Here is a 17915-nt window from a genome sequence, read left to right as displayed (position 1 = left end):
CTCCTACAAAGGGTCCGCGTTTACAGCGCTACGTTCATAAAGCTCTGCGATTGCGCCAACGCAAACGGGCTGAACACCTGCCAGGTCTGCTCGCGCTGAAACCGGCCTTTGATGAACGGTGCAATCGGGCCGCTCAAGGTCTCTATCGGTTCAAGGCTGTCTTGCGCAAAGTGCTGGAGGCCGAAGACTTCATCGACCATCAACCCCGCAAACACGTCTTGATGCTCCACCACCAACACCCGCCGCTGCTTGCGCAGTGTCGAGAGTTCATGGCCGAAGAAAGCGCATAAATCCAGGATTGGCAGCAACCGTCCGCGCAGATTGGCCACACCTTTGATCCAGGGTTTTACCCCCGGCAACTGAGTGAACCGCGGCTCGTGCAACACTTCGCTGACTTCGCCCATCGGCGCGACGTACCAGTGTTCACCCAAACGGAAGCCGATGCCGCTCCAGCTGTCCTGCCGGGTCGGCTGGGACGGTAAATCCGCCGCCAGCAAACGGCAGCGCTGGTCGATCTGCAACAGCAGTTCGAAGGCAGTCAGCGACTCCGTCATGGCCGAATGATCAACCGGCCAGCACGTTGTTCAGGGTTTTGATCAGCGTCTCTTCATCGACCGGCTTGGTCAGGTAGTCCTTGGCGCCCTGGCGTGTGCCCCAGACCTTGTCGGTTTCCTGATCCTTGGTGGTAATGATGATCACCGGGATGTGCCCGGTGTCCGGGTCTTTGGTCAGCTGACGGGTCGCCTGGAAACCATTGAGGCCGGGCATGACGATGTCCATCAGCACCGCATCGGGTTTTTCCTGGCGGGCCAGTGCCACGCCGTCGGCACCGTTTTCGGCTTTCAACACTTCATGGCCGTGCTTTTCGAGCATGCCGGTCAGTTTGTACATTTCGGTCGGCGAATCATCGACGATCAGAATACGTGCCATGGTCTTCCCCATTCTTGTCGACGCCGGGCCCGCTGGCCGAGCGTCACTGTGCGTGTCCTACTGCGGCAAAACGGCGGCGAAGCCCGGTACATGGGCCTGGATCGCGTTCAGCAGCTCTTCCTTGCTGAAAGGCTTGGTCAAAAACTGGTCGGAGCCGACGATGCGCCCCTTGGCCTTGTCGAACAGCCCGTCCTTGGACGACAGCATAATCACTGGCGTGGACTTGAACGCACTGTTGTTCTTGATTAAAGCGCAGGTCTGATAGCCATCCAGACGCGGCATCATGATGTCGACAAAGATGATGCCCGGGTGATTGTCGGCAATCTTGGCCAGGGCATCGAAACCGTCGATGGCCGTGATGACCTCACACCCTACATTCTTCAACAGCGTTTCGGCGGTGCGGCGAATCGTCTTCGAATCGTCGATCACCATGACCTTCAAGGCGCTGGAATGCTGTTCCATAGTGGCTCTACCGTCGCCTTTGCGAATCAATTTGTCCGTTTTCCGGTTACCAGGGGCTCGAAACCCTTGATGCTCAAGGGCCAGCACGGCATGGCAGCCTTTTTAGCACAGTCTCCAAATCCAATCTATCAGCCGACCTTGACGTGGGTTTTTCCTTGACCGGGAACACACTCAGCGCCACTCTGACGCCACTTTTATACGGTCCTTTTGGACTGATCCTTTGTGGGAGCGAGCTTGCTCGCGATGATCGTTAACGATGACGCGTGCTGGCTGGATAAGCGCGGTGCTCTCAGGTCCATCGCGAGCAAGCTCGCTCCTACAGGAGATCGACATTAGCCCCCAAATTTCGAGGAAAAACCCATGAGCGTTCGCGTCGGGATTGTCATGGATCCTATTGCCGGCATTTCCTATAAAAAGGATAGCTCGCTGGCCATGTTGCTGGCTGCACAGAAGCGCGGCTGGGAACTGTTCTATATGGAACAGAGCGATTTGTACCAGGCTGAAGGTGAAGCGCGGGCGCGGATGCGGCCGTTGAAAGTCTTCGCCGACCCGCAGAAATGGTTCGAACTGGAAGCCGAGACTGACGCGCTGCTGAGCGATCTGGACGTGATCCTGATGCGCAAGGATCCGCCGTTCGACATGGAATTCGTCTACTCCACTTACCTGTTGGAGCAGGCCGAGCGCGCCGGCGTGCTGGTGGTCAACAAGCCGCAGAGCCTGCGTGACTGCAACGAAAAGCTGTTCGCCACGCTGTTCCCGCAGTGCACGCCGCCGACCATCGTCAGCCGTCGCCCGGACGTCCTGCGTGAATTCGCCGATCACCACGGCGACGTGATCCTCAAGCCGCTGGACGGCATGGGCGGCTCATCGATCTTCCGTCACACCGCCGGCCACCCGAACCTGTCGGTGATCCTCGAAACCCTGACTTTGCATGGCAAGCAGCAGATCATGATCCAGGGCTATCTGCCCGCTATCGTCGATGGCGACAAACGCATCCTGATGATCGACGGCGAGCCGGTGGATTACTGCCTGGCGCGGATTCCCGCTGCTGGCGAAACCCGTGGCAACCTCGCGGCCGGTGGCCGTGGTGAAGCCCGTCCGCTGACCGACAAGGATCGCTGGATCGCCGCCCAAGTCGGCCCGACCCTGCGCGAGAAAGGCCTGCTGTTCGTGGGGCTTGACGTGATCGGCGAGCACCTGACGGAAATCAACGTCACCAGCCCGACGTGCATTCGCGAAATTGATAACGCGTTTGGCACCGATATCGGCGGGATGCTGATGGATGCCATCGATCAGAAGCTCAAGGCTCGTTGATATAGAACAGCCAAGATGCGACCAACATTGCGTTATCATGCGCGGCCTGTGAAAAACGCGATGTTGGTTTTCTTGTCATGACGCTCCCGTCCGATCTGCCCGCTGAACTCGCCCACCGTGGCGTGCGCCCGGCCGATCGCCTCGGTTTTACCCTGTTTCTCGCGGCGTTGATTCACCTGGCCTTGCTGTTGGGCGTCGGCTTTACGATGGTCGAACCCAAGCAGATCAGCAGAACCCTGGAAATCACCCTCGCCACCTTCAAAAGCGAAAAAAAGCCTGCGAAAGCTGACTTCCTCGCGCAGGAAAATCAGGAAGGCAGCGGCACGCTGGATAAAAAGGCGATCCCGAAGACGACCGAGGTCGCGCCCTTCCAGGACAACAAGGTGCAGCAAGTCACGCCACCGCCCGCCGCCAAGCCTGAAGTACAGGAAGCGCCGCCCAAGGCAGCCGTGACCACCGTGGCGCCGAAGCCGAAAAAAGCCCCCGCCAAAAACCAGGAACCCAAGACTGAAACCAAACCTGCGGTGGCGGCGCCGACGTTCGACAGCTCGCAGCTGTCCAGCGACATTGCCAGCCTGGAAGCGGAACTGGCCAACGAACAACAGCTGTACGCCAAGCGCCCGCGCATCCATCGCCTGAGCGCAGCATCGACCATGCGCGACAAGGGTGCCTGGTACAAGGATGAGTGGCGCAAGAAGGTTGAACGGATCGGTAATCTCAATTACCCCGACGAAGCACGGCGCCAGCAGATCTACGGCAATTTGCGCCTGATGGTCTCGATCAACAGCGACGGTTCGCTCTATGAAGTGCTGGTACTGGAATCCTCCGGCCAGCCGTTGCTCGACCAGGCCGCCCAGCGCATCGTGCGCCTGGCCGCGCCATTTTCACCCTTTACCGGGGACCTGTCAGACGTCGACCGACTGGAAATCATCCGGACCTGGAAATTTGCGCGCGGGGATAAACTTTCCAGCAACTGACACCGCAAGACCCTTGTAGGAGCGAGCTTGCTCGCGAAAAACCCGAGAACACCGCGGAGTGTCAGGTTTGCAGCGTTATCGTTGACGACCATCGCGAGCAATCGAGCGTCGACCGGCTGCTCCTACAGATTTGCGGCATTTCCTGCACATCCCCAGCTTGTCAGTTCGCCCCTCCAACGCCACACTAGCGCTCATGAAGAACGTCAGCCCCAGCTACCTCAAGCATCACTTCCTGATCGCCATGCCTCACATGGTCGACCCGAACTTTGCGCACACCTTGACCTACATCGTCGAGCACACGGCCAATGGTGCCATGGGGCTGGTAGTCAACCGTGCGCAGGACCTCAATCTGGCCGACATCCTCGAGCAATTGCGCCCCGACGTCGAACCACCGGTGCTCTGCCAGCATGTGCCGATTTTCATCGGCGGCCCGGTGCAGACTGATCGCGGTTTTGTCCTGCACCCTTCAGGCCAGCACTATCAGGCAACCGTTGATCTGGAAGGCGAACTGTCGCTATCGACCTCCCAGGATGTGCTGTTCGCCATCGCCGACGGCGTTGGTCCGGCGAAAAGCCTGATTATCCTCGGCTACGCGGGCTGGGAAGCCGGGCAGCTTGAGGCCGAACTGGCTGACAACGCCTGGCTCACCTGCCCGTTCGACGCCGACATCCTGTTCAACACCAGCAGCGAACTGCGCCTGGAAGCGGCGGCCAAACACCTGGGCATCAATCTAAGCCTGCTCACCAGCCAGGCGGGGCACGCCTGATGGCCCTGCGGCTGATTCTGGGATTCGACTACGGCACCAAACAGATCGGCGTCGCGGTCGGCCAGGTGATTACCGGCCAGGCCCGCGAGCTGTGCACCTTGAAGGCACAAAACGGCATTCCGGACTGGAACCAGGTCGAAGCCCTCATTAAAGAGTGGAAACCCGATGCCGTGGTGGTCGGTCTGCCACTGAACATGGACGGTACGCCCAGCGACATGTGCCTGCGGGCCGAAAAGTTCGCCCGCCGCCTCAACGGCCGCTACAACTTGCCTTTCTATACCCACGATGAACGCCTGACGACCTTCGAGGCCAAAGGCGAACGACGGGATCGTGGCGGGCAAAAGGGCAGTTACCGCGACAACCCGGTCGATGCCATCGCCGCCGCCCTGCTGCTGCAAGGCTGGCTCGACGAAAACACCGCACTGTTCGAATCCTGAAGAGCCGTCATCACGTCTCTCTTAGCTACAACCCGAGCCAAACGCAGCGATACCCGGCTCGGGCCCAAGAAGGAGCAACCATGAGCCTGCCCAATCCCGCCGAACTGATCAGCCAGATGGCAATCCGTCTCAAGGCACACCTGGAACACCGTGGCATCAGCGAACCGCGCTACATCGGTATCCGTACCGGCGGCGTCTGGGTCGCCCAGGCGTTGCTCGATGAACTGGGCAGCGACTCGCCACTGGGGACGCTGGACGTTTCCTTCTACCGCGACGACTTCAGCCAGAACGGCCTGCACCCGCAAGTCCGCCCGTCGGCCCTGCCGTTCGAGATCGAAGGCCAGCACCTGGTGCTGATCGACGACGTGTTGATGAGCGGCCGGACCATCCGCGCGGCCATGAACGAACTCTTCGACTACGGTCGACCGGCCAGCGTGACGCTGGTCTGCCTGCTGGACCTGGACGCCGGTGAACTGCCGATCCGTCCGAATGTGGTCGGTGCAACCCTGGCCCTCGCCGCCCACGAGCGCGTGAAGTTGTCCGGCCCGGAGCTTGCGCTCGAACTGCAAGACCTCGCCCTTTAATTCGCCCTATTGAGAGTCCCCTTCGCGATGACGCCTCTAGAAACCAAGCGCCCGCTGCAGCTCAATGATCAGGGCCAGCTGCGCCACTTCCTCTCGCTCGACGGCTTGCGCCGCGAGTTGCTGACGGAAATCCTCGATACCGCCGACTCGTTCCTTGAAGTCGGCGCCCGAGCGGTGAAGAAAGTCCCGTTGCTGCGCGGCAAGACCGTGTGCAACGTGTTCTTCGAGAACTCCACCCGCACCCGCACCACCTTCGAACTGGCCGCTCAGCGGCTCTCGGCTGACGTGATCACCTTGAACGTGTCCACGTCGTCGGCGAGCAAGGGCGAAACCCTGCTCGATACCCTGCGCAACCTCGAAGCGATGGCCGCCGACATGTTTGTCGTGCGCCACGGTGATTCTGGCGCCGCGCACTTCATCGCCGAACATGTGTGCCCGCAAGTGGCGATCATCAACGGCGGCGACGGCCGTCACGCCCACCCGACTCAAGGCATGCTCGACATGCTCACCATCCGCCGGCACAAGGGCGGCTTCGAAAACCTCTCGGTGGCCATCGTCGGTGACATCCTGCACTCGCGGGTCGCACGCTCGAACATGCTGGCGCTGAAAACCCTCGGCTGCCCGGATATCCGCGTGATCGCGCCGAAAACCCTGCTGCCGATCGGTATCGAGCAATACGGCGTGAAGGTCTACACCGACATGACCGAAGGCCTGAAAGACGTCGACGTGGTGATCATGCTGCGCCTGCAACGCGAGCGCATGGCCGGTGGCCTGCTGCCGAGCGAGGGCGAGTTCTACCGCCTGTTCGGCCTGACCACTGCGCGCCTGGCCGGGGCCAAACCGGATTGCATCGTCATGCACCCGGGGCCGATCAACCGCGGGGTGGAAATTGAGTCGGCGGTGGCCGACGGTCCGCACTCGGTGATTCTCAACCAAGTAACCTACGGCATCGCCATTCGTATGGCTGTGCTGTCCATGGCCATGAGCGGGCAGACTGCCCAGCGCCAATTCGAGCAGGAGAACGCCCAGTGAAGCTCAGCATCCTCGGCGCCCGCGTCATCGATCCAGCCACTGGCCTGGATAAAGTTACCGACATTCATATTGAAGCCTGCAAGATCGTTGCCCTGGGTGCGGCGCCAGCCGGTTTTGTGCCCGTCGACACTCTCGACGCCCACGGCCTCGTCGCCGCCCCTGGCCTGGTTGACCTGAACGTCGCCCTGCGCGAACCGGGTTACAGCCGCAAAGGCTCAATCGTCAGCGAAACCCGCGCCGCTGCGGCCGGTGGTGTCACCAGCCTGTGCTGCCCGCCGAAAACCAAACCGGTGCTGGACACCTCGGCCGTGGCCGAACTGATCCTCGACCGCGCCCGCGAGGCCGGCAACGCCAAAGTCTTCCCGATTGGCGCCCTGAGCAAAGGCCTGGACGGCGAACAGCTGGCCGAACTGGTCGCGCTGCGCGATGCTGGCTGCGTGGCCTTCGGCAACGGCCTGGAGAGCTTCCGCAACACCCGCACGCTGTGCCGGGCGCTGGAATACGCGGCGACGTTCGACCTGACGGTGATTTTCAACTCTCAGGACCATGATCTGGCCGAGGGTGGCCTGGCGCATGAAGGCCCGACCGCCAGTTTCCTCGGTTTGCCGGGCATTCCGGAAACCGCCGAGACCGTAGCCCTGGCCCGGGATCTGCTGCTGGTCGAGCAAAGTGGCGTGCGCGCGCATTTCAGTCAGCTCACCAGCGCTCGCGGCGTGGCCTTGATCGCTCAGGCCCAGGCGCGTGGACTGCCGGTGACCGCCGATGTGGCGCTGTACCAGCTGATCCTGACCGACGAAGCACTGATCGACTTCAACAGCCTGTATCACGTGCAGCCACCGTTGCGCACCCGCGCCGACCGCGATGGCTTGCGTGAGGCGGTGAAGTCGGGTGTGATTTCGGCGATTTCCAGTCATCACCAACCCCACGAGCGCGATGCCAAACTGGCGCCGTTCGGGGCGACCGAGCCGGGCATCAGCAGCGTTGAATTGTTGCTGCCGCTGGCAATGACCTTGGTCGAGGATGGTTTGCTGGATCTGCCGACGCTGCTGGCGCGGCTGAGTACCGGACCTGCAGAGGCGTTGCGCCTGCCGGCCGGCAAGTTGGCCGTCGGAGGCCCGGCGGACATCGTGCTGTTCGACCCGGCGGCTTCGACCGTGGCGGGTGAAACCTGGCTGTCCAAGGGCGAGAACTGCCCGTTTATCGGGCATAGCCTGCCGGCACTGGTGCGTTACACCTTGGTGGATGGGCGGATTAGTCACCAGGCTTAAGACCGAAAAAGATCGCAGCCTGCGGCAGCTCCTACAGGGAAACGCATATCCCTCTGTAGGAGCTGGCGAAGCCTGCGATCTTTTGATCTTCGATTATCGGCTCTGCGCATTGCGAATCGACACCTGATCATTCAGCGTCCAGAAGTCATACAGCACCCCGACAAAGAACAACCCGCCCGTCACCAGGTACAGCAACCCGCTGATCCATTTCCCCTGATACATCCGGTGTACGCCGAACACCCCAAGAAACGTCAGCAGAATCCACGCCACGTTGTATTCGATAGGCCCGGCGGTGAACCGCAGATCCGCTTCACGGTCCATGGCAGGGATCAGAAACACGTCGATCAGCCAGCCAATGCCCAGCAAACCGAACGTGAAGAACCAGATCGTCCCGGTGACCGGCTTGCCGTAATAAAAGCGGTGTGCCCCGGTGAAACCGAAAATCCACAGCAGGTAACCGATCACTTTGCTGTGCGTATCTTGATGCGGGCCGGCCTGTTGATAGGTGTTCATGAAGGACCTCGATTCACACGATAGATAAATATTCTTGAATTCTTTGTGACTTTTTTACAGGTTGCCGACGTATGGCACATGTTAGCTTGTCCCCCGTCAAAGCCTTATAGCACCTGACTTCTGTCAGACAATCGCGTCAATTTTCCGCTTATTTGGTTCCGTTGCCCTCCGTTTGAATCGACCAACGGCCTCGGAAGAGACAAAAAAGCTGTTATAAAGTTTCGCGCTAACCCATATGAGCCTTGCCTAATGCGTCCATTTTTCAAGACATGGCTAACCATTTGCCTTTTGATGCCACTGGCCGCCCACGCCACCAATCGTGAGCAACGTCTTCCAAACGTTAATGGTTACACCCCAAAATCCCACGTTTCTGCTCCTTCAAGCAAAAACAAACAAACTGCAAAACATTCGACTCACCTGAGCAAAGCCAACAGCAAACTTGTACCGCCGATGGCGGCCAAGGAAAGCAGCAACGTGTTGAGCCGCGCAGTCAACGTCCTCGGTACTCCATACCGTTGGGGCGGCAGCAGCCCAAGTAAAGGGTTCGATTGCAGTGGTCTGGTGAAATACGCGTTTAACGACGCCACTTTCGACCTGCCGCGCACGTCCAACGCGATGGCCAGCGGTCATGGCGAGAAAGTCGATCGCAACGATCTGAAACCAGGCGACCTGATTTTCTTCAACATCAAGAGCCGCCGGGTCAATCACGTTGCCATTTACCTGGGCAACGACCGCTTCATCCACGCACCGCGTCGTGGCAAGTCGGTGAGCATCGACACCCTGAAGAAACCGTACTGGGAAAGCCACTACGTGGTTGCCAAGCGGGTTCTGCCAAAAGAACCGGGCCAGATGCGCGTCGTACAGCGCTGATTTTTTAACGCAAGATCAAAAGATCGCAGCCTTCGGCAGCTCCTACATTGGGATATGTTTCCCTGTAGGAGCTGCCGCAGGCTGCGATCTTTTGCTTTAGAAGTTATCCGGTGATCGCGCCTTCTCACGCGCATGGTCGCGACTGACCAATCCCTTGGCCACCAGCTCCTTCAAGCACATATCCAGCGTCTGCATCCCCAGGTTCCCACCGGTCTGAATCGATGAGTACATCTGCGCCACCTTGTCTTCACGGATCAGGTTACGGATCGCCGACGTGCCGAGCATGATTTCGTGGGCCGCGATCCGCCCACCGCCAATTTTCTTGACCAGTGTCTGCGACACCACTGCCAGCAACGACTCCGACAGCATTGAACGCACCATCGACTTTTCGTCCCCCGGGAATACATCCACCACCCGGTCGATGGTTTTCGCCGCTGACGTGGTGTGCAGCGTGCCGAACACCAGGTGACCAGTCTCGGCGGCGGTCAGCGCCAGGCGAATGGTCTCCAGATCGCGCATCTCCCCCACCAGGATCACATCCGGATCTTCCCGCAGGGCCGAGCGCAGGGCTGTAGCAAAACTGCGGGTATCGCGGTGGACTTCACGCTGATTGATCAGGCATTTGCGCGATTCGTGGACGAATTCAATCGGGTCTTCGATGGTGAGAATGTGGTGATGGCGATGGTTGTTCAGGTAATCGATCATTGCCGCCAGGGTGGTGGACTTGCCGGAGCCGGTCGGTCCCGTGACCAGCACCAGACCACGGGGGGCATCGGTAATTTTGCGAAACACTTCCCCCATGCCCAGGTCGTCCATGCTCAGGACCTTCGACGGAATGGTCCGGAACACCGCGCCGGCACCGCGATTCTGATTGAACGCGTTAACCCGAAAGCGCGCTACGCCGGGCACATCAAAGGAAAAGTCGGTTTCCAGATGCTTCTCAAAGTCCACGCGCTGGGGGTCGTTCATGATGTCGTAGATGAGCGCCTGAACCTGTTTGTGGTCCAGGGCCGGCAGGTTGATGCGCCGCACATCACCATCGACACGAATCATCGGTGGCAGCCCGGCAGACAGGTGCAAGTCGGACGCGCCCTGTTTAGCGCTGAAGGCCAGCAGCTCAGTGATATCCATAGCACTCCTCAATTCCAGTAGAATGCGGCCAACTTCAGACCCGCTGGCGCCCCTTGATGTCCACGATAGCAGACAACATTGTTCAGGTTAGATCGCGCATCCACGCCGCTGCCCTCGCCGCCCACCGCGACGAACACAGCGTTCAGCTGCTGGCCGTGAGCAAGACCAAGCCCGCCGAGGCCCTGCGTGAAGCCCACGCCGCGGGGCTGCGCGATTTTGGCGAGAACTATCTGCAGGAAGCCCTGAGCAAACAGCTTGAATTGGCCGACCTGCCCTTGATCTGGCACTTCATCGGCCCCATTCAGTCGAACAAGACTCGCGCTATCGCCGAGCACTTCGCCTGGGTGCATTCCGTGGATCGTTTGAAAATCGCACAACGACTGTCCGAACAACGTCCTGCCGATATGCCGCCCTTGAACATCTGCATCCAGGTCAACGTCAGCGGTGAAGCCAGCAAGTCCGGCTGCACCCCGGCCGACCTGCCAGCACTGGCCAACGCCATCAGCGAATTGCCGCGCATCAAATTGCGTGGGTTGATGGCAATCCCCGAGCCGACTGAAGATCGTGCCGCACAGGACGCCGCTTTTTCGGCGGTGCAACGTCTGCAAGCGAGCCTCAATCTGCCGCTCGACACACTGTCCATGGGCATGAGCCACGACCTTGAGTCAGCCATCGCCATGGGCGCCACCTGGGTCCGTATCGGTACGGCCCTGTTTGGCGCCCGCGACTACGGTCAACCTTGATCCATGGCCGACTCTTCTATTTATAAGGACCTGACATGAGCAAGACTCGTATTGCCTTTATCGGTGCCGGCAACATGGCCGCCAGCCTCATCGGCGGCCTGCGCGCCAAGGGTCTGGACGCCGCACAGATTCGTGCCAGCGATCCGGGCGCTGAAACCCGCGCCAAAGTGAATGCTGAACACGGTATCGACGTATTCGCCGACAACGCCGAAGCCATCCAGGACGCTGACGTCGTCGTGCTTGCCGTCAAACCCCAGGCGATGAAAGCCGTCTGCGAAGCGATTCGCCCGAGCCTGAAACCGAATCAACTGGTGGTTTCCATCGCGGCAGGCATCACCTGCGCCAGCATGAACAACTGGCTCGGTGCCCAGCCGATCGTGCGTTGCATGCCCAACACCCCCGCGCTGCTACGTCAGGGCGTGAGCGGTTTGTTCGCCACCGCCGAAGTGAACGCCGATCAACGCCAGCAAGCGCAAGAACTGCTGTCGGCCGTCGGCATTGCATTGTGGCTGACCGAAGAGCAGCAACTGGACGCGGTGACGGCCGTCTCCGGATCGGGCCCGGCATACTTCTTCCTGCTGATCGAAGCCATGACCGCTGCAGGCGTGAAGCTCGGCCTGCCCGCAGACATCGCCGCACAACTGACCCTGCAAACCGCTTTGGGCGCCGCACACATGGCGGTGGCCAGTGATGTCGATGCGGCTGAATTGCGCCGTCGCGTGACGTCGCCTGCGGGCACCACGGAAGCGGCGATCAAGTCGTTCCAGGCCGGCGGCTTCGAAGCCCTGGTAGAAAAAGCACTCGGCGCCGCTGCACATCGTTCAGCCGAGATGGCTGAGCAACTCGGTCGCTAATCAGCTCTCACAAAGGACTCAATGATGCTCGGACTCAATGACGCTGCCATTTTCGTGATTCAAACCCTGGGCAGCCTATACCTGCTGATCGTGCTGCTGCGCTTCATCCTGCAACTGGTTCGGGCAAACTTCTACAACCCGCTCTGCCAGTTCGCCGTAAAAGCCACCCAACCTTTACTCAAGCCACTGCGCCGGGTCATCCCGAGCATGTTCGGGCTGGACATGTCATCGCTGGTACTGGCGCTGGTCGTGCAGATGGCGCTGTTCGCGGTCATCCTGCTGCTCAGCGGCTACAAGGTCGACGTATTGTTCCTGGCGCCGTGGGCGCTGATCGGCATCTTCTCGCTGTTTTTGAAGGTATTGTTCTACGCGATGATCATCAGTGTGATTCTGTCCTGGGTCGCCCCGGGCAGCCACAGCCCGGCCGCAGAACTGGTCACACAGATCACTGAACCGGTACTCGCACCGTTCCGCCGATTCATTCCAAACCTGGGCGGCCTCGACATTTCGCCGATCTTCGCGTTCATTGCGCTGCAGTTGCTGCAAAGCTGGCTGATTCCGCGCGTTGCGTACTACGCCCTGATGCCGAAGGAGCTGTTTGGGCTGATCTAATTCTGGCAGACTGCGTTATCGTTCTTCGCGAGCAAGCCCGCTCCCACATTTGAAATGCATTCCAATGTGGGAGCGGCGGTGCGGCGATCCGACTTGCTCGCGAATGGCGCACCTCGGTCTAACTGAATGAAATCAGCTCGGGCCTTAGCTTGCTGCTAAAGGCACTGGTCTTTAGACTTACGCCTCATTTCAACGAGAGCAGGGTCGATGCCAACTGCCTTTCCCGCCGATTCTGTTGGTCTGGTGACGCCGCAAATGGCGCACTTCAGCGAACCCCTGGCCCTGGCCTGTGGCCGTTCGCTTCCAGCCTATGACCTGATTTACGAGACCTACGGAACGCTGAACGCCACGGCGAGCAACGCCGTGCTGATCTGCCACGCCTTGTCCGGCCACCATCACGCTGCCGGCTTCCACAGCCCCGACGACCGCAAACCCGGTTGGTGGGACAGCTGCATCGGCCCCGGTAAACCGATCGACACCCTCAAGTTCTTCGTGGTCAGCCTGAACAACCTCGGCGGTTGCAACGGTTCTACCGGCCCGAGCAGCGTCAATCCGGAAACCGGCAAGCCGTTCGGCGCCGACTTCCCGGTGCTGACCGTGGAAGATTGGGTCCACAGCCAGGCGCGCCTGGCTGACCAACTCGGCATCAGCCAATGGGCCGCCGTGATTGGTGGCAGTCTCGGGGGCATGCAGGCGATGCAATGGAGCATCACCTACCCGGATCGCATTCGCCACTGCCTGGCCATTGCCTCGGCACCCAAGCTGTCAGCGCAGAACATCGCGTTCAACGAAGTGGCGCGCCAGGCGATCCTCACCGACCCCGAGTTCCACGGCGGTTCGTTCCAGGAAGCCGGCGTGATCCCCAAGCGCGGTTTGATGCTGGCGCGGATGGTCGGGCACATCACCTACCTGTCCGATGACTCGATGGGCGAAAAATTCGGCCGCGGACTCAAAAGCGAAAAGCTCAACTACGACTTCCACAGCGTCGAGTTCCAGGTCGAAAGCTACCTGCGTTATCAGGGCGAAGAGTTCTCCGGACGTTTCGATGCCAACACGTACCTGCTGATGACCAAGGCGCTGGACTACTTCGACCCGGCGGCGAACTTCGACGACGACCTGGCAAAAACCTTCGCCAATGTCCAGGCCAAGTTCTGCGTGATGTCCTTCACCACCGACTGGCGCTTCTCCCCTGCCCGCTCGCGGGAACTGGTGGACGCGCTGATGGCGGCCAAGAAAGACGTTTGCTACCTCGAGATCGATGCTCCGCAAGGCCACGACGCCTTCCTGATTCCGATCCCGCGCTACTTGCAGGCGTTCAGTCACTACATGAACCGTATTACGTTGTGAGAAAGCCATGAGAGCTGATCTGGAAATCATCCAGGAATGGATCCCCGCCGGCAGCCGCGTGCTCGACCTCGGTTGCGGTGATGGCGAGTTGCTGACCTGGCTGCGCGACAACAAGCAAGTCACGGGCTATGGCCTGGAAAACGACCCGGACAACATTGCCGAGTGCGTGGCCAAGGGCGTCAACGTCATTGAGCAGGACCTGGACAAGGGCCTGGGCAACTTTGCCAGCAACAGTTTCGACATCGTGGTCATGACCCAGGCGCTGCAAGCGGTGCACTACCCGGACAAGATCCTCGACGAAATGCTGCGCGTAGGTCGCCAGTGCATCATCACCTTCCCCAACTTCGGTCATTGGCGCTGCCGCTGGTACCTGGCGAGCAAGGGCCGGATGCCGGTGTCCGATTTTCTGCCGTACACCTGGTACAACACGCCGAACATCCACTTCTGCACCTTCGGCGACTTTGAAGAACTGTGCCGCGAACGTGAAGCCAAGGTCATTGATCGGCTTGCCGTGGATCAACAGCACCGCCACGGGTGGGCCAGTAAGCTATGGCCTAATCTATTAGGTGAAATCGGTATTTACCGCGTCAGCAGCCCGGGGCTGCAAGACCACAAGGTCGCGGTCTGAACCACGACACTTCGAGGAGAACGATCATGGGTCGTCTAGCGCTGTTTTTACTTACTGCCTGCCTGAGCGTCACCGCCATGGCCGCTGACGCCATCAAGGGCGAGCGCCAGGAGACCTTTGGCGATGTGACGGTGCACTACAACACCTTCAACTCCACCTTCCTGACACCGGACATCGCCAAAGCGGCGGAGCTGGTTCGCAGCAAGAATCAGGGCGTGATCAACGTCTCGGTGATCCAGGAAGGCAAGCCGCTGATGGCGCAAGTGAGCGGCTCGGTCAAAGACCTGACCAGCCAGACCGTGCCACTGAAATTCAAGCAAATTACCGAACAAGGCGCGATCTACTACATCGCGCAATACCCGGTGGACCAGCAGGAAATCCGCACCTTTGAGATCAAGGTGCAGAATGGCGACAAAATCAACACCATCAATTTCAACCAAGAGCTCTTCCCCGGCGAATGATCAATTTCACGCAACTCGTACTGGCCAGCCACAACGCCGGCAAACTCAAGGAACTCCAGGCCATGCTCGGCGAATCGGTGCAACTGCGCTCGATCGGCGAGTTCAGCAGTGTCGAGCCTGAAGAAACCGGCCTGTCATTCGTCGAGAACGCCATCCTCAAGGCCCGAAATGCCGCGCGCATTTCCGGCCTGCCGGCATTGGCCGACGATTCCGGGCTGGCCGTGGACTTCCTGGGCGGTGCGCCAGGGATCTACTCGGCTCGTTACGCGGATGGCAAAGGCGATGCGGCCAACAACGCCAAACTGCTCGAGGCCTTGAAGGATGTACCTGAAGCCGAGCGCGGCGCGCAGTTCGTCTGTGTGCTGGCGCTGGTGCGGCATGCCGACGATCCGCTGCCGTTCCTGTGTGAAGGCTTGTGGCACGGGCGTATCTTGCCAGCGGCCAGCGGTGAGCATGGTTTCGGCTACGATCCCCTGTTCTGGGTGCCGGAGCGCGATTGCTCCAGCGCCGAGCTGAGCCCGAGCGACAAGAACCTCATCAGTCACCGCGCCCGTGCAATGGATCTGCTGCGCCAGCGTCTGGGCTTGAAATGACCCGTGAATCGTCCGCGTCACCGCTGATCTTCGGCGGTGCCGCACAATCGCCTCGGGCCGCGCTCCCCGTGCTGCCGCCCCTGGCGTTGTACATCCACATCCCGTGGTGCGTGCGCAAATGCCCTTATTGCGACTTCAACTCCCACACCGCCAGCCCGGTGCTGCCGGAAGAAGAGTATGTGGACGCGCTGCTGGCCGATCTCGATCAAGACCTGCACGCCGTCTATGGCCGTGAGCTGAGCTCGATTTTCTTTGGCGGTGGCACGCCCAGTCTGTTCAGCGCCGAGGCATTGGGCCGCTTGCTCAAGGGCGTCGAGCAACGCATTCCATTTGCCAGCGACATCGAAATCACCCTGGAAGCCAATCCCGGAACCTTCGAGCAGGAGAAATTCCTCGCCTATCGCGCACTGGGCATCAATCGCCTGTCGATTGGCATCCAGAGTTTTCAGGAAGAGAAACTCAAGGCGTTGGGGCGCATTCACAATGGTGATGAAGCGGTGTGTGCCGCCGGCATGGCGCGTCAGGCCGGGTTTGATAACTTCAACCTGGACTTGATGCACGGTTTGCCCGATCAGTCGCTCGACGATGCGCTGAGCGACCTGCGCCAGGCCATCGCCCTGAAGCCAACGCATTTGTCCTGGTACCAACTGACGCTTGAGCCCAATACGGTGTTCTGGAACCAGCCGCCAACGCTGCCGGAAGACGACACGCTATGGGACATTCAGGAAGCCGGCCAGGCGCTGCTCGCCGAGCACGGTTACGCGCAATATGAAGTCTCGGCCTATGCCCAGCCCGGTCGTCCGGCGCGGCATAACCTCAATTACTGGAGCTTCGGCGACTTCATCGGCATCGGCGCCGGTGCCCACGGCAAGCTCAGTCATCCAGACGGGCGAATCGTGCGCACCTGGAAGACGCGCTTGCCGAAGGACTATCTGAACCCGGCCAAAAGCTTCAAGGCTGGCGAGAAAGCGCTGACCAATGAAGAACTGCCGTTCGAATTCCTGATGAATGCGTTGCGCCTGACCGAAGGCGTCGAATCGCGACTGTATCCGGAGCGCACCGGGCTGCCCCTGGAAAGCCTGGCCGAAGGCCGCCTCGACGCCGAACAAAGTGGCTTGTTGCAGGTCGAACCGTCACGTCTGGCGGCCACCGAGCGCGGACAACTGTTTCTCAATGATTTGCTGCAAAAATTTCTGAGCTGATTTCAGCCTTAAGGGAAAACGAATGGATTTGATACTCGACCTGCTCGCCACCGTGTCCCGCTGGAGCCGCAGCAACCTGTCGGAAATCTCTCTGGCGCTGGTAGGCTGCCTGCTGGTGCTGTTCGGCGCGGACATCAAAGGCTGGGTCGACCAACGCCTGGGCAGCATCGCCGGCGCCTTACGCGTCCCGCTGATGGCCCTGGTGTGCATGGTCGGCAGCGGCGTGGCGCTGATTTACGCCACGCCGTGGATCATCAAAGGCCTGAGCCAGTTCAACAACTACAGCCTGGCGCCAGTGTTGTTGGTGGTGCTGGTGCTTATCGGCGTAGTAGCCGACCGCCGCTGAATTTCGAAGCCACCACAAATCAAATGTGGGAGCGGGCTTGCTCGCGAAGGCGGCGTATCAGTCGGTATTAATGTCGACTGATACGCCGCCTTCGCGAGCAAGCTCGCTCCCACAGGGTTCAGGACTGTTTTTCGAACTTCAAGTCCCACACGCCATGCCCAAGACGTTCGCCGCGGCGTTCGAACTTGGTGATCGGGCGCTCGGTCGGGCGCGGCACGCATTTGCCGTCTTCGGCCAGGTTGCGATAACCCGGGGCGACGTTCATCACTTCCAGCATGTACTCGGCGTAGGGTTCCCAGTCGGTGGCCATGTGCAGCACACCGCCGACCTTCAACTTGCTGCGCACCAGCTCAGCGAACGACGCCTGAACGATACGACGCTTGTGGTGACGGCTCTTGTGCCATGGGTCCGGGAAAAACAGCATCAGACGATCGAGGCTGTTATCGGCCACACAGCGGTTGAGCACCTCGATAGCGTCGCAATCGTAGACACGCAGGTTGGTCAGGCCCTGAGTCAGCACGCCATTGAGCAGCGCGCCGACACCCGGACGGTGAACCTCAACACCAATGAAATCCTGTTCCGGCGAGGCCGCAGCCATTTCCAGCAGCGAATGGCCCATGCCGAAGCCGATCTCCAGCGAGCGCGGTGCAGAGCGACCGAACACCTGGTCGAAGTCCACCGGCGCATCGGCCAATGGCAGCACGAACAGCGGCGAGCCCTGCTCCAGACCTTTTTGCTGGCCTTCGGTCATGCGCCCGGCGCGCATCACGAAACTCTTGATGCGGCGGTGTTGGCGCTCGTCGCCTTCTGCAGGCGTCATAGGCGTGTCGTTTGATTCAGTCATC

The 17915-nt window shown here is 60.2% G+C and carries 23 protein-coding genes; 17 read left to right on the top strand and 6 right to left on the bottom strand.

Annotation, left to right across the window (positions count from 1 at the left end; genetic code table 11):
• Positions 1-20 precede the first annotated feature (20 nt).
• Genes JFU37_RS14185 through pilG form a run of 3 tightly spaced genes read right to left on the bottom strand, consistent with a single transcriptional unit; the run spans position 21 to position 1392 of the window.
• The gene (locus tag JFU37_RS14185; protein WP_201115863.1) at positions 21-554 is read right to left on the bottom strand and encodes a chemotaxis protein CheW; all 534 of its coding nucleotides are present in this window, start codon (positions 552-554) and stop codon (positions 21-23) included.
• A 10-nt stretch (positions 555-564) separates the two neighbouring features.
• The gene (gene pilH, locus JFU37_RS14180; RefSeq protein WP_027926574.1) at positions 565-930 is read right to left on the bottom strand and encodes a twitching motility response regulator PilH; all 366 of its coding nucleotides are present in this window, start codon (positions 928-930) and stop codon (positions 565-567) included.
• A 57-nt stretch (positions 931-987) separates the two neighbouring features.
• Complete coding sequence (pilG, locus tag JFU37_RS14175; RefSeq protein WP_008152601.1) at positions 988-1392, bottom strand: twitching motility response regulator PilG; 405 nt, start codon at positions 1390-1392, stop codon at positions 988-990.
• Between the two features lie 360 nt (positions 1393-1752).
• On the opposite strand from pilG, the gene gshB reads away from it, so the two are divergent.
• From gshB to JFU37_RS14140, 7 genes are all read left to right on the top strand, one after another.
• On the top strand, positions 1753-2706 hold the full coding sequence (gene gshB, locus JFU37_RS14170) for a glutathione synthase (RefSeq protein ID WP_201115862.1): 954 nt from the start codon (positions 1753-1755) through the stop codon (positions 2704-2706).
• Between the two features lie 77 nt (positions 2707-2783).
• Positions 2784-3683 carry an energy transducer TonB gene (locus JFU37_RS14165; protein ID WP_201115861.1) on the top strand — a complete coding sequence of 300 codons (900 nt, stop codon included), beginning with the start codon at positions 2784-2786 and terminating at the stop codon, positions 3681-3683.
• 193 nt (positions 3684-3876) lie between these two features.
• Positions 3877-4449: a YqgE/AlgH family protein gene (locus JFU37_RS14160; protein WP_201115860.1), complete on the top strand. Its 573-nt coding sequence runs from the start codon at positions 3877-3879 to the stop codon at positions 4447-4449.
• On the top strand, positions 4449-4886 hold the full coding sequence (ruvX, locus tag JFU37_RS14155; RefSeq protein ID WP_005792259.1) for a Holliday junction resolvase RuvX: 438 nt from the start codon (positions 4449-4451) through the stop codon (positions 4884-4886). The genes JFU37_RS14160 and ruvX overlap by 1 nt, the downstream gene beginning before the upstream one ends.
• A gap of 80 nt (positions 4887-4966) precedes the next feature.
• Positions 4967-5470, top strand: a complete 504-nt coding sequence (gene pyrR / locus JFU37_RS14150) for a bifunctional pyr operon transcriptional regulator/uracil phosphoribosyltransferase PyrR (protein WP_201115859.1) — start codon at positions 4967-4969, stop codon at positions 5468-5470.
• A 27-nt stretch (positions 5471-5497) separates the two neighbouring features.
• Positions 5498-6502, top strand: coding sequence for an aspartate carbamoyltransferase catalytic subunit (locus JFU37_RS14145; protein WP_201115858.1), 1005 nt, complete (start codon positions 5498-5500; stop codon positions 6500-6502).
• The gene (locus tag JFU37_RS14140; protein ID WP_201115857.1) at positions 6499-7770 is read left to right on the top strand and encodes a dihydroorotase; all 1272 of its coding nucleotides are present in this window, start codon (positions 6499-6501) and stop codon (positions 7768-7770) included. Before JFU37_RS14145 ends, JFU37_RS14140 begins: the two co-directional genes overlap by 4 nt.
• Positions 7771-7863: 93 nt before the next feature.
• On the opposite strand, the gene JFU37_RS14135 is transcribed toward JFU37_RS14140, so the two are convergent.
• Positions 7864-8283 carry an NINE protein gene (locus JFU37_RS14135; protein ID WP_201115856.1) on the bottom strand — a complete coding sequence of 140 codons (420 nt, stop codon included), beginning with the start codon at positions 8281-8283 and terminating at the stop codon, positions 7864-7866.
• A 249-nt stretch (positions 8284-8532) separates the two neighbouring features.
• On the opposite strand from JFU37_RS14135, the gene JFU37_RS14130 reads away from it, so the two are divergent.
• The gene (locus JFU37_RS14130; RefSeq protein WP_201115855.1) at positions 8533-9153 is read left to right on the top strand and encodes a C40 family peptidase; all 621 of its coding nucleotides are present in this window, start codon (positions 8533-8535) and stop codon (positions 9151-9153) included.
• 96 nt (positions 9154-9249) lie between these two features.
• Here the strand turns inward: JFU37_RS14130 and JFU37_RS14125 are convergent, their stop codons facing one another.
• Positions 9250-10284 carry a type IV pilus twitching motility protein PilT gene (locus tag JFU37_RS14125; protein ID WP_201115854.1) on the bottom strand — a complete coding sequence of 345 codons (1035 nt, stop codon included), beginning with the start codon at positions 10282-10284 and terminating at the stop codon, positions 9250-9252.
• 56 nt (positions 10285-10340) lie between these two features.
• On the opposite strand from JFU37_RS14125, the gene JFU37_RS14120 reads away from it, so the two are divergent.
• From JFU37_RS14120 to JFU37_RS14080, 9 genes are all read left to right on the top strand, one after another.
• Positions 10341-11027: a YggS family pyridoxal phosphate-dependent enzyme gene (locus tag JFU37_RS14120; protein ID WP_201115853.1), complete on the top strand. Its 687-nt coding sequence runs from the start codon at positions 10341-10343 to the stop codon at positions 11025-11027.
• Between the two features lie 35 nt (positions 11028-11062).
• Complete coding sequence (gene proC / locus JFU37_RS14115) at positions 11063-11881, top strand: pyrroline-5-carboxylate reductase (RefSeq protein WP_201115852.1); 819 nt, start codon at positions 11063-11065, stop codon at positions 11879-11881.
• Between the two features lie 24 nt (positions 11882-11905).
• Positions 11906-12493: a YggT family protein gene (locus JFU37_RS14110; protein ID WP_201115851.1), complete on the top strand. Its 588-nt coding sequence runs from the start codon at positions 11906-11908 to the stop codon at positions 12491-12493.
• A gap of 207 nt (positions 12494-12700) precedes the next feature.
• Positions 12701-13840, top strand: coding sequence for a homoserine O-succinyltransferase MetX (metX, locus tag JFU37_RS14105; RefSeq protein WP_201115850.1), 1140 nt, complete (start codon positions 12701-12703; stop codon positions 13838-13840).
• 7 nt (positions 13841-13847) lie between these two features.
• Positions 13848-14468, top strand: coding sequence for a methionine biosynthesis protein MetW (gene metW / locus JFU37_RS14100; RefSeq protein WP_201115849.1), 621 nt, complete (start codon positions 13848-13850; stop codon positions 14466-14468).
• Positions 14469-14494: 26 nt separating this feature from the next.
• A complete protein-coding gene (locus JFU37_RS14095) occupies positions 14495-14929 on the top strand; it encodes a DUF4426 domain-containing protein (RefSeq protein ID WP_201115848.1) in 435 nt (144 codons plus the stop codon).
• Positions 14926-15522, top strand: coding sequence for an RdgB/HAM1 family non-canonical purine NTP pyrophosphatase (rdgB, locus tag JFU37_RS14090; RefSeq protein WP_201115847.1), 597 nt, complete (start codon positions 14926-14928; stop codon positions 15520-15522). Before JFU37_RS14095 ends, rdgB begins: the two co-directional genes overlap by 4 nt.
• Positions 15519-16724, top strand: a complete 1206-nt coding sequence (gene hemW, locus JFU37_RS14085; protein ID WP_242485726.1) for a radical SAM family heme chaperone HemW — start codon at positions 15519-15521, stop codon at positions 16722-16724. The genes rdgB and hemW overlap by 4 nt, the downstream gene beginning before the upstream one ends.
• Positions 16725-16746: 22 nt before the next feature.
• Entirely contained in the window at positions 16747-17070 is a 324-nt protein-coding gene (locus tag JFU37_RS14080; protein ID WP_010466821.1) for a DUF3392 domain-containing protein, read from the top strand.
• Positions 17071-17188: 118 nt separating this feature from the next.
• On the opposite strand, the gene trmB is transcribed toward JFU37_RS14080, so the two are convergent.
• Positions 17189-17914, bottom strand: coding sequence for a tRNA (guanosine(46)-N7)-methyltransferase TrmB (gene trmB / locus JFU37_RS14075; RefSeq protein ID WP_201115846.1), 726 nt, complete (start codon positions 17912-17914; stop codon positions 17189-17191).
• Between the last annotated feature and the right edge of the window lies 1 nt (position 17915).

It is taken from the genome of Pseudomonas sp. TH41 (assembly GCF_016650695.1).
In the GTDB taxonomy this organism is placed as follows: domain Bacteria; phylum Pseudomonadota; class Gammaproteobacteria; order Pseudomonadales; family Pseudomonadaceae; genus Aquipseudomonas.
Note: the sequence above shows the minus strand (reverse complement) of the source record. Positions and strands in the feature narration are given on the sequence as shown.

Excerpts from the sequence above, each read along its gene's own strand:
- JFU37_RS14185 (WP_201115863.1), bottom strand. The coding sequence starts at position 554 with ATGACGGAGTCGCTGACTGCCTTCGAACTGCTGTTGCAGATCGACCAG.
- pilH (WP_027926574.1), bottom strand. The coding sequence starts at position 930 with ATGGCACGTATTCTGATCGTCGATGATTCGCCGACCGAAATGTACAAA.
- pilG (WP_008152601.1), bottom strand. The coding sequence starts at position 1,392 with ATGGAACAGCATTCCAGCGCCTTGAAGGTCATGGTGATCGACGATTCG.
- gshB (WP_201115862.1), top strand. The coding sequence starts at position 1,753 with ATGAGCGTTCGCGTCGGGATTGTCATGGATCCTATTGCCGGCATTTCC.
- JFU37_RS14165 (WP_201115861.1), top strand. The coding sequence starts at position 2,784 with ATGACGCTCCCGTCCGATCTGCCCGCTGAACTCGCCCACCGTGGCGTG.
- JFU37_RS14160 (WP_201115860.1), top strand. The coding sequence starts at position 3,877 with ATGAAGAACGTCAGCCCCAGCTACCTCAAGCATCACTTCCTGATCGCC.
- ruvX (WP_005792259.1), top strand. The coding sequence starts at position 4,449 with ATGGCCCTGCGGCTGATTCTGGGATTCGACTACGGCACCAAACAGATC.
- pyrR (WP_201115859.1), top strand. The coding sequence starts at position 4,967 with ATGAGCCTGCCCAATCCCGCCGAACTGATCAGCCAGATGGCAATCCGT.
- JFU37_RS14145 (WP_201115858.1), top strand. The coding sequence starts at position 5,498 with ATGACGCCTCTAGAAACCAAGCGCCCGCTGCAGCTCAATGATCAGGGC.
- JFU37_RS14135 (WP_201115856.1), bottom strand. The coding sequence starts at position 8,283 with ATGAACACCTATCAACAGGCCGGCCCGCATCAAGATACGCACAGCAAA.
- JFU37_RS14130 (WP_201115855.1), top strand. The coding sequence starts at position 8,533 with ATGCGTCCATTTTTCAAGACATGGCTAACCATTTGCCTTTTGATGCCA.
- JFU37_RS14125 (WP_201115854.1), bottom strand. The coding sequence starts at position 10,284 with ATGGATATCACTGAGCTGCTGGCCTTCAGCGCTAAACAGGGCGCGTCC.
- JFU37_RS14120 (WP_201115853.1), top strand. The coding sequence starts at position 10,341 with ATGTCCACGATAGCAGACAACATTGTTCAGGTTAGATCGCGCATCCAC.
- proC (WP_201115852.1), top strand. The coding sequence starts at position 11,063 with ATGAGCAAGACTCGTATTGCCTTTATCGGTGCCGGCAACATGGCCGCC.
- JFU37_RS14110 (WP_201115851.1), top strand. The coding sequence starts at position 11,906 with ATGCTCGGACTCAATGACGCTGCCATTTTCGTGATTCAAACCCTGGGC.
- metX (WP_201115850.1), top strand. The coding sequence starts at position 12,701 with ATGCCAACTGCCTTTCCCGCCGATTCTGTTGGTCTGGTGACGCCGCAA.
- metW (WP_201115849.1), top strand. The coding sequence starts at position 13,848 with ATGAGAGCTGATCTGGAAATCATCCAGGAATGGATCCCCGCCGGCAGC.
- JFU37_RS14095 (WP_201115848.1), top strand. The coding sequence starts at position 14,495 with ATGGGTCGTCTAGCGCTGTTTTTACTTACTGCCTGCCTGAGCGTCACC.
- rdgB (WP_201115847.1), top strand. The coding sequence starts at position 14,926 with ATGATCAATTTCACGCAACTCGTACTGGCCAGCCACAACGCCGGCAAA.
- hemW (WP_242485726.1), top strand. The coding sequence starts at position 15,519 with ATGACCCGTGAATCGTCCGCGTCACCGCTGATCTTCGGCGGTGCCGCA.
- JFU37_RS14080 (WP_010466821.1), top strand. The coding sequence starts at position 16,747 with ATGGATTTGATACTCGACCTGCTCGCCACCGTGTCCCGCTGGAGCCGC.
- trmB (WP_201115846.1), bottom strand. The coding sequence starts at position 17,914 with ATGACTGAATCAAACGACACGCCTATGACGCCTGCAGAAGGCGACGAG.